8 protein-coding genes and 1 pseudogene are annotated in these 8,211 nt (G+C 44.6%); 5 read left to right on the forward strand and 4 right to left on the reverse strand.

Features of this window, described 5'->3' with window-relative positions; all coding sequences use genetic code 11:
• Positions 1 to 150: 150 nt before the first annotated feature.
• Entirely contained in the window at positions 151 to 663 is a 513-nt protein-coding gene (locus tag PHP87_RS05645; RefSeq protein WP_299919419.1) for a hypothetical protein, read from the reverse strand.
• Between the two features lie 178 nt (positions 664 to 841).
• Between PHP87_RS05645 and PHP87_RS05650 the strand changes: the two genes are divergently transcribed.
• Both PHP87_RS05650 and PHP87_RS05655 read left to right on the forward strand, forming a co-directional pair.
• Positions 842 to 1,363, forward strand: a complete 522-nt coding sequence (locus tag PHP87_RS05650) for a DUF6036 family nucleotidyltransferase (RefSeq protein WP_299919421.1) — start codon at positions 842 to 844, stop codon at positions 1,361 to 1,363.
• The gene (locus PHP87_RS05655; protein WP_299919424.1) at positions 1,360 to 1,734 is read left to right on the forward strand and encodes a hypothetical protein; all 375 of its coding nucleotides are present in this window, start codon (positions 1,360 to 1,362) and stop codon (positions 1,732 to 1,734) included. The genes PHP87_RS05650 and PHP87_RS05655 overlap by 4 nt, the downstream gene beginning before the upstream one ends.
• Before the next feature lie 42 nt (positions 1,735 to 1,776).
• On the opposite strand, the pseudogene PHP87_RS05660 reads toward PHP87_RS05655, so the two are convergent.
• A pseudogene (locus PHP87_RS05660) lies at positions 1,777 to 1,941 on the reverse strand (spore photoproduct lyase); the annotation flags it as partial.
• Positions 1,942 to 2,026: 85 nt separating this feature from the next.
• Between PHP87_RS05660 and PHP87_RS05665 the strand changes: the two are divergent.
• The 3 genes from PHP87_RS05665 (at position 2,027) to PHP87_RS05675 (ending at position 4,093) form a co-directional block, all read left to right on the forward strand.
• Positions 2,027 to 2,197, forward strand: coding sequence for a hypothetical protein (locus tag PHP87_RS05665; protein WP_299919427.1), 171 nt, complete (start codon positions 2,027 to 2,029; stop codon positions 2,195 to 2,197).
• Between the two features lie 36 nt (positions 2,198 to 2,233).
• A complete protein-coding gene (locus tag PHP87_RS05670) occupies positions 2,234 to 2,833 on the forward strand; it encodes a hypothetical protein (protein ID WP_299919429.1) in 600 nt (199 codons plus the stop codon).
• Between the two features lie 300 nt (positions 2,834 to 3,133).
• Complete coding sequence (locus PHP87_RS05675) at positions 3,134 to 4,093, forward strand: glycosyltransferase family 10 (RefSeq protein WP_299919431.1); 960 nt, start codon at positions 3,134 to 3,136, stop codon at positions 4,091 to 4,093.
• Positions 4,094 to 4,322: 229 nt separating this feature from the next.
• Here the strand turns inward: PHP87_RS05675 and PHP87_RS05680 are convergent, their stop codons facing one another.
• Both PHP87_RS05680 and PHP87_RS05685 read right to left on the reverse strand, forming a co-directional pair.
• Positions 4,323 to 6,998, reverse strand: coding sequence for a calcium-translocating P-type ATPase, PMCA-type (locus PHP87_RS05680; RefSeq protein ID WP_366942893.1), 2,676 nt, complete (start codon positions 6,996 to 6,998; stop codon positions 4,323 to 4,325).
• Between the two features lie 243 nt (positions 6,999 to 7,241).
• Entirely contained in the window at positions 7,242 to 7,997 is a 756-nt protein-coding gene (locus tag PHP87_RS05685) for a glycosyltransferase family 2 protein (protein ID WP_299919433.1), read from the reverse strand.
• Positions 7,998 to 8,211 lie beyond the last annotated feature (214 nt).

Consider the following 8,211-nt stretch of genomic DNA (forward strand, 5'->3'; position numbering starts at 1 on the left):
TAAAATTGAGTGTGGCAAAAAACACTTCGCCGCCCTGGAAACCGGGGTTACTTATGATGTAGCGAATGATTATTCGAAATGGAAGGTGGGGGTTTAACGTATAGCAGCCCAAGCTGGGTTGATATCCATTACCCAAACCGAAGATCTATGTCATCCCCTATACCCACCTATTTTTAGCACAAACACTCGTTCGGAAACTTGGTGACAAATAAGGGTTTGTTCCGGCAATTCGGTAATCGTCCCGGTAGTCTGGTCGATTTTAGCCGGTAAAATGTGAATTACTGCTTCGTTGGTACTGCCAACCTGTCCTTCAACCAGGAAGCTGTTCTGCTTGATTTGCATAAATCCTTGTTCCGGCTCCAGCAGAATATATTCGGTAAAGGGACCGATATGTTTTTGCCTTTCCAGTTGATGGCTTTGCGCATCCCCCCGCAGGGTCATTTGCTTGTAAAAGAGCACCCGGTTTTTCTTACCCAGATATATCTGTATTTCATTGTCGCGGAGAATCGCCAATGATATGGTTGCGGCATAATTCTGCCCATCGCCGGAAACGAAGGCATGACCGCCGTTATAGGAGCCCTCGGAAATCAGGGTGATATTTTTTACTGACAATTCGGGCGGCATATTAAAATCTGGCGGCAATTCTTTATACCTGGCTTTCACTGTGCACGAACTACCCTCCTGGTAGTTGCCCAATTCTTTAATCCGGTAATCCACATAGCGGATTTTCCATTGGTGTTTAGCTGAACGAAAAGTCTTTGAGGTATTTATTCATGTCTATGAACGTTAGGAAAGTGGTAAAATTAACTATATGAACGCATTGTAAAGGAGGGTAACATTAGTGGACAAAAAAGACATGATGAAGTATCTGGAAATATTAAATAAAAGACTGGCGGATATCGGAAAAACAGCGGAAATTGTTTTGTTCGGCGGAGCTGTCATGTGTATGGTCTATGGAGCACGTAGCTTTACTAAAGATATTGACGCTCTTTTCGAACCAAAAGGACTTATATATAAATTAAGCCGCGAAATTGCAGCAGATTATGATTTAGCCGATGATTGGCTAAATGATGCTGTAAAGGGATTCTTATCCGATAAAAATGATGTGAAATTATACAAAAAATTTTCCAATCTTAACGTGTATGTGCCTTCCCCGGAATATCTATTGGCCATGAAATGTTTGGCAGCTAGAATAGATAGCTCCAGTGACGTAGATGATATTAAGTTCTTACTTAAGAAAATGAATATCCTGGATTATAAAAAAGCAGAAGCAATAATTCTTAAGTATTATCCTCAACACAGATTTCAAGCTAAAACTAAATTCCTGCTTATGGATATCATTGGGGAGATGAATGAAAAATGACTGTAAAAGAAATGGTAGATAACATAAATAATAATCTGAGCGAAATAAACATCTTCTTTGGTAATTTCCTTGATGAATTTTATGCGGCAGATTATGAAGATAAAAAAAAGATGGTATTTGAAGAGCCATTGTATTACAAGGTAATTCCTCATTCAAGCTATGCCTATATTGCAGCAATGGTAGACTTCCTTTGCAATAAATACGAGTTAGAGAAGCCTCAATGGATTTTTAAAGACCGATATTATCTAAAAGATCCGTATTTTACTCATGATTTCAAAGGGGATATGCGAATTATTTTATTAATTGAATCACCGTTGGAATTTAAAATAAGGAATGTGTTCGTGTCGGAAAATGCCTTGACCCGCGTCTAGTTTTATCAAATATCCGTCTGTCCAGTAGCAATGGCGGGAATAATACAGGCACATAGCGCTGCAGCCTGATGAGGTAAAGGGTACCAGAAAATCCGAGACTTTATGATTGGGGGTATATTTTAGACTCTTGCGTACTCTCAGGATCAAATAACGTTTCATGTGCACAAATTCTTTATTGGGATTCTTGCGCAATTCTTCGATATTATTAACAAGGATATTCAGTCGAGTGGGGGACGAGAGATGCTATGCTAAAAGCTTGTGCAGGCATAGCAAAAGGAAAGGGGAAGTGAGGTTGAGACCGGCATTATTGGAATCATTTCAAGAGATACGGGACAAAAATATGCTTACATTTAAGGAAGCCAAGGAAAGAGGCGTAAAAGTAGCCGGGCACGAATTCATTCACAATATAATTTCATTTCCTTTATGCAGCGATTACGAAGAAAGAGTTAATCATGAAATATAGTTATATAAACTAATAACTTGGGGTCAGTCTCCATGTTTGCTGGTAGTAATTGAGATAGATTTTCCCAACTCGGGCGTAAGTTGCTATTCCATGCAGTTCACTGCTTTGAACTTCAAAAGATATATGCTACACTCGCGTCTTCCGGATAGCTCATTACTGATACGAATCCGCCGCGCCGGTGAGAAGATAAAAGAAGAAAACCAGGATAAAGAAGGCATTGAAAATCTGGATATAGGCTTTAAGGTATTCAAGCTGGATACCTCAAATCTCAAGGCCTGGGACCCGGATGTTGAAGAACTGGAAGAAACTCTAAAAGGGATGGTCGATCCCATTAAAGAAGACCGCACTCAGGAGGACATGCTATATGAGATTATGCTGAAATACGGTATAGACCTGACCATGCCCCTGGAAGAAATTCAGATAGCAGGTAAGACTGCCTATTCCGTAGGTCTGGGCTACATGATTGTTTGTCTGGAAGACGGACTGACCCTTGACTTTATCGAAGCTATCGGCGATATGAAACAATCCGGTCAGGAAATAGCCCGGGTAGTTTTCCGCGATTCCGGTTTTGCCGATGATAATGTCAAAACCAATGCGGTGCAGCTGTTAAAGAAATACGGCATTAAAGTGGTCTAGTGTTGTCGAAAACATAAAACATAATTGGGTGCCTCTTTTTGTATGTGATGCATATAATATTCCTGACTGTAATCGAGTCTATCAAACAGAGGGCAAATGGCTTAAGTGTTGATAGTATAAATGAGAGATATGGTTTAAGAAGCCTCTTGTCGCAAATAGAACAAAAGGCCTATTACGGAGCGGGAAATCACTAAAACGCTAGAAGGGTCTATCGCCAAGGGTGAATCGGTTGAATACTCAGGGATAAATGATTTGTTTGAGCTTACCCCTCACTTTTCTTGTTTAAAAGGAGATACAAAGATGTTAAAAGTTAAACTTTCCAGCTTTCCCCACGAACCCATCATTCGCCAAACGCCCGGCTCCCGGGGAATATGGGGAAATTGTCAGTTTTTTATTAATGAGGATATAGAAGAATGTGATTATTGGGTGGTTTATGATGGATTAAAGAATGAGGAAAGCGCCCTTTGTCCGCTGGGAAACACCATCTTGCTCGCGGTTGAGCCCCCCAGTGTTTTCCGCTATGAGCCGGATTTTATCCAACAGTTCTCCACGGTGCTAACTTGTCCGGGCCATAATTTTTCCCATCCCCGGTTAATCTATTACCCTGCTTTCAACTGGTATGTGGGGAGGGTAATCATCGACATAAGACAAGCGAAGAGCAAAGTCAACCTGGATTATGATGATTTCAAAGGAATGGAAGCTATTGAAAAGAACAAGCTGATTTCGTTGGTCTGCTCCAATAAACAATTTACCGCAGGTCACAGGAAACGGCTGGCTTTTGTGGAGCGGCTAATGGAACACTTTGGTTCCAGGATCGAGCGTTTTGGGACTAACATTAATTATATTGAAGACAAATGGGATGCCATCAAGGAATATAAGTATCACATAGCCATAGAAAACAGTTCCTTTCCCCATTACTGGACCGAAAAAATCGCTGATTGCTATTTGGCTGGTGCCTATCCCCTATATTACGGCTGTCCCAACCTGGGAGAGTACTTTCCTCAAGGTGCTTACACCTGCATAGATATTGATGATGTGGAAACGGCTATAAGCTCTATCGAAGAATGCCTGGCGGAAAATCGCTATGAGAAAAACCTGGATAAAATATGGGCGGCAAGAAAGCTAGTTTTGGATTATTACAATCTTTTTGCCGTAATAGAAAGATGTATTTTACGTCTGGAAGCCGCGACCAACTCCCGCCGAGCCAGCAAAATCCCCACCACCATCCGCCCGTGTCCGGAGGACTGGTTAAATTCCTGAAGTATGAACAAAGTTTGTCAATGAAAAAAAGTTGCTTGCGTTGCTGATGATATCCGGGATCACTTAACATGAATCCACCTGTTGCATAAACAGCAGCAAAAAACAGCATAACAACAAATACAATAATGTGGTTTCTTTTTATGTAAACCCCCATCCCAGGTCAAAAGAAAACCTACCTTGTCCTGGCAGGTTATTGGGTTTGGAACTATGAACAATTAAGCGGACATGTTTATGCTTGATGCTTCACCAGGCCGAAGGCCTTAGAAAGTTCCAGGACTACTACTGGAACCAGGGCCAGGCCCAGAGCGCTGAGATACATGGCAGCGGACAACTGCGTCAAGCCAAAGGCGAAGGCCACCGGGGGAAGGAAGACCACCAGAGCGATCAAGGCCAGTGAAATAAAGGCAGCGCCATTCAAGTACCTGTTGGTGAAAATGCCGGTTTTAAACAAAGAATGGTTGGAGCGCATATTGAAGGAGTGAATCACCTGCGAAAGCGCCATTATGAGAAACGCCATGCTGCGCCCGGCCACGATATCCCCGGTGTTTTGCCAGACCATAAAGAAGCCAATAAGGGTTAAAAGAGCAAACATGGCCCCTTGCAGCAGGATGCGGGTGCCCATACCGTGGGCAAAGATACTCTCTTCTTTGGGCTTGGGCTTGCGCTCCATAACATCACTTTCCACCGGTTCCATACCCAGTGCAATAGCGGGCAGGCCATCAGTAACCAGGTTAATCAACAAAAGCTGCATAGCCAGAAATGGCGAGGCTTTCCATAATATCATAGCCAAAAAGACAGCCAGTACTTCACCCACATTGGTTCCCAGCAGGAAGCCCACGGTTTTTTTGATATTATCATAAATACCCCGGCCTTCCTTTACAGCATCCACAATAGTGGCAAAATTATCATCTGTCAGTATCATATCGGCGGCGCCTTTGGCCACATCAGTACCGGTTATACCCATGGCACAGCCAATATCTGCGGCTTTTAAAGCCGGGGCGTCATTCACCCCATCGCCGGTCATGGACACGATTTCGCCCTGATGCTGCCAGGCGCGTACAATGCGAATTTTATCTTCCGGTGAAACCCGGGCATAGACCGAAATCCGGCGTACCTGCTCATCAAGCTCGCTATCGGACAAATTGGCCAGTTCGTTGCCGGTAATGGCCTTGTCTCCATCGAGCATTATGCTCAGGTCTTTAGCAATGGCAGAAGCAGTTCCTACATGGTCGCCGGTTATCATGACCGGCTTAATTCCGGCCTGGCGGCAGATGGCGACCGCATCCCGCGCTTCCGGTCGGGGTGGGTCAATCATACCCAGCAAACCCATGAAAATAAGTTCCTTTTCCAGTTCTTCGCTGCGGGCTGTTTCGGGCAAAGTTTCAATTTCTTTATAGGCTACCGCCAGCACGCGCAAAGCGTTCCGGCTCATTTCGTTGTTGAATCTTCGTGCGGCTTCCAGGTCTCCGGCTATGCACCTGGCGGCTAAAACATCGAAAGCGCCTTTCACAATTACCAGGTATTTGCCATCAATTTGATTGACAGTTGTCATTAACTTGCGGTCTGAATCAAAGGGCAGTTCAGCCAATCGCGGGTACAGGCGGTTTAATTCATCCTTGGGCAGGTTGTTTTTATGAGCAGCCAGGACGATGGAGGTCTCGGTAGGGTCACCAATATGCCGTTCCTTGCCATCTTCAAACTCTACCGTACCATCACAGCATAGCGCAGAATATTGCAGCAGTTTTTTAATAACGGCAGAATTGCTTTCACCAATATCCTCCAAAACGGAAGCACCGTCAGCCAATGCTTTTACCAGCGTCATTTGGTTTTGGGTCAAGGTACCCGTTTTATCAGAGCAAATAACTGAGGCGCTGCCCAAAGTCTCCACTGCCGGCAATCTTCTGATAATAGCGTTCTTTTTCACCATTCGTTGTACCCCGATGGCCAGAACAATAGTAACAATCGCCGGCAGGCCTTCGGGAATAGCTGAAACAGCCAGTGCCACTGCTATCATAAAGATTTCCATGACCTGCATGCCATCGATTAATCCGATAATAAAAATGACGGCGCATATCCCCAGGGCCATAAGTCCCAGATATTTTCCCAGCACCGCTAGCCGGTGCTGCAGAGGGGTTTGCCTGTCCTTGGCGGCATCCAGGAGGTGGGCTATTTTACCTATTTCCGTATTCATCCCCGTGGCGGCAATAACCGCTCGGGCATTACCATAGGTAATGCTGCACCCGGCATAAACCATGTTGAAGCGATCACCTAAAGGCGCGTTGGCCGCTACCGCAGCGGTCGCATCCTTTTCGCTGGGAACAGATTCCCCGGTCAGGGCCGATTCCTCAGACTTTAAACTGCTGGAATGAATAAGCCTGGCATCAGCAGGAACACTGTCTCCGGCTTCTAATTTAATAATATCGCCCGGCACTAAAAAAGAGGCCTCGATAATGCTTTCCTGGCCATCGCGAATGACTCGCGCATGAGGGGCGGAGAGCTCTTGCAAGGATTCCAAAGCTTTTTCCGCTCTGCTTTCCTGTACCACACCCAATATGGCATTAAGCACAACAATTAACAGGATTAAAACCGGTTCATAAAACCCTTCTCCTTCATAGCAGGCAACTACAAATGAAATTGCCGCTGCCAGTATTAAGATTAGAATCATGACATCATAGAACTGCTCTAAGAATCGCTGTAGCATGCTTTTCTTCTTTTTCGCCTGTAGCTTGTTTTCCCCGTATTCCACCAGCCGTTGGGAGGCTTCTGCGGAGCTTAAGCCGCTATCAGGGTTCACCTGTAATTGATCTAATAGTTTTTCATGTTTTGTTGTATATGGTATCAAGTTGTGATATTCCTCCGTTCTATGTAATAATGCCGGCCATTCCAGGGCTCCATAATGCTTCAATGGTCTGATCCCCATAGCCTGTCCCAGCTATCATAAGCTATTATTCCCTGGTGAACAGCCTAATAAAGCCCCTGAATATGTTCGGGGGAAAAGAATAACCCCGTGCTTTATATATCATATCCCATCTCCACCCGGCAACCTCAGCTCTTGGAGCAAGAGCAGGGGAGCAATGGCTATGAAAAAAAGCTGATTAATATTATATCCTATAAACATCCATTTTGTTCCCTGGGTTATTATGATGTATCACGGGCTGATTATCAGCGGACGATAGTCAGCGGCATGAGCTACAAACTCACAGCGAGGCATTATCTGTTCCTCGCTTTCCTGCCAGGTGTGGCTTCCTGAATCCCGGCGTCTTATGCCGACAAAATTGAAGCGCGAGGAAGAATAGATTATGATTCCTTTTTCCGCACAGTCTTTTAAGAACCAGAGGTCTTCTCCCACACTAAAATCACGGAACTTTACCTCTTGGAATACTTCCCGTTTTATTACCAGGCTGCCTCCCGTTAGATATTCTTCATAAGAGTTCTCATGATTAGGATTGAAAATTGCCAGAGTCTGACTTTCTTCAAAGTAGATAAACCAGCTTGATTTCCCCACCACATGTGCAGCGCTAAGCGCAAATGTTTCCATTTGCTCCCGCAAATAGCCCGGGGTATAGTAATCATCATCATCAAATTTGGCTACATAGTCCATATTGATATAGTTTAAGGCATAATTCAGACAGGCCCCTTGAGTTTGAGATTCATCCACTTGGAATACCCTTACACCAGGATAGCCCGCTGTCCACATTCTCCATTCCCGTAAGTCCATGCTATTCAAGTTTAGTATAATTAATAGTTCTTGGGGCGAGAAATCCTGGCGGAAGAAATTAGCCAGAATATTATCTCGGCATTCGGGTCGGTTGGTGCAAGTAATAATGGAGACTCCTTGTCGCTGCTGTGTATAGAGCTCAGCCCTGTTAATGCGTATGGTATTAGCGGGATAATGTAGCTGCAAATGAATCAACTCCTTAGCTTTATACTATGCAGCAGTGCTTTCATTGGTTGACTCCACTGCCAAAAACCCTTTTTGTTGCATAAGGGTTGCATGAATATACAAAGCGAGCGTTGGCGAAGGTGAAAGCGGGCGGTCGAAGACCGCCCCTACAATGCCCTGCGGTCGCCTTTAAGGTTGCACCCTGTCGGGCACTTCTGATGCTCCCTGCGGTCGC

The sequence above is a fragment of the Syntrophomonas sp. genome (assembly GCF_028707975.1).
Lineage (GTDB): Bacteria > Bacillota > Syntrophomonadia > Syntrophomonadales > Syntrophomonadaceae > Syntrophomonas.

Coding starts and splice junctions, on each gene's coding strand:
- PHP87_RS05675 (WP_299919431.1), top strand. CDS start 3,134: ATGTTAAAAGTTAAACTTTCCAGCTTTCCCCACGAACCCATCATTCGC.
- PHP87_RS05655 (WP_299919424.1), top strand. CDS start 1,360: ATGACTGTAAAAGAAATGGTAGATAACATAAATAATAATCTGAGCGAA.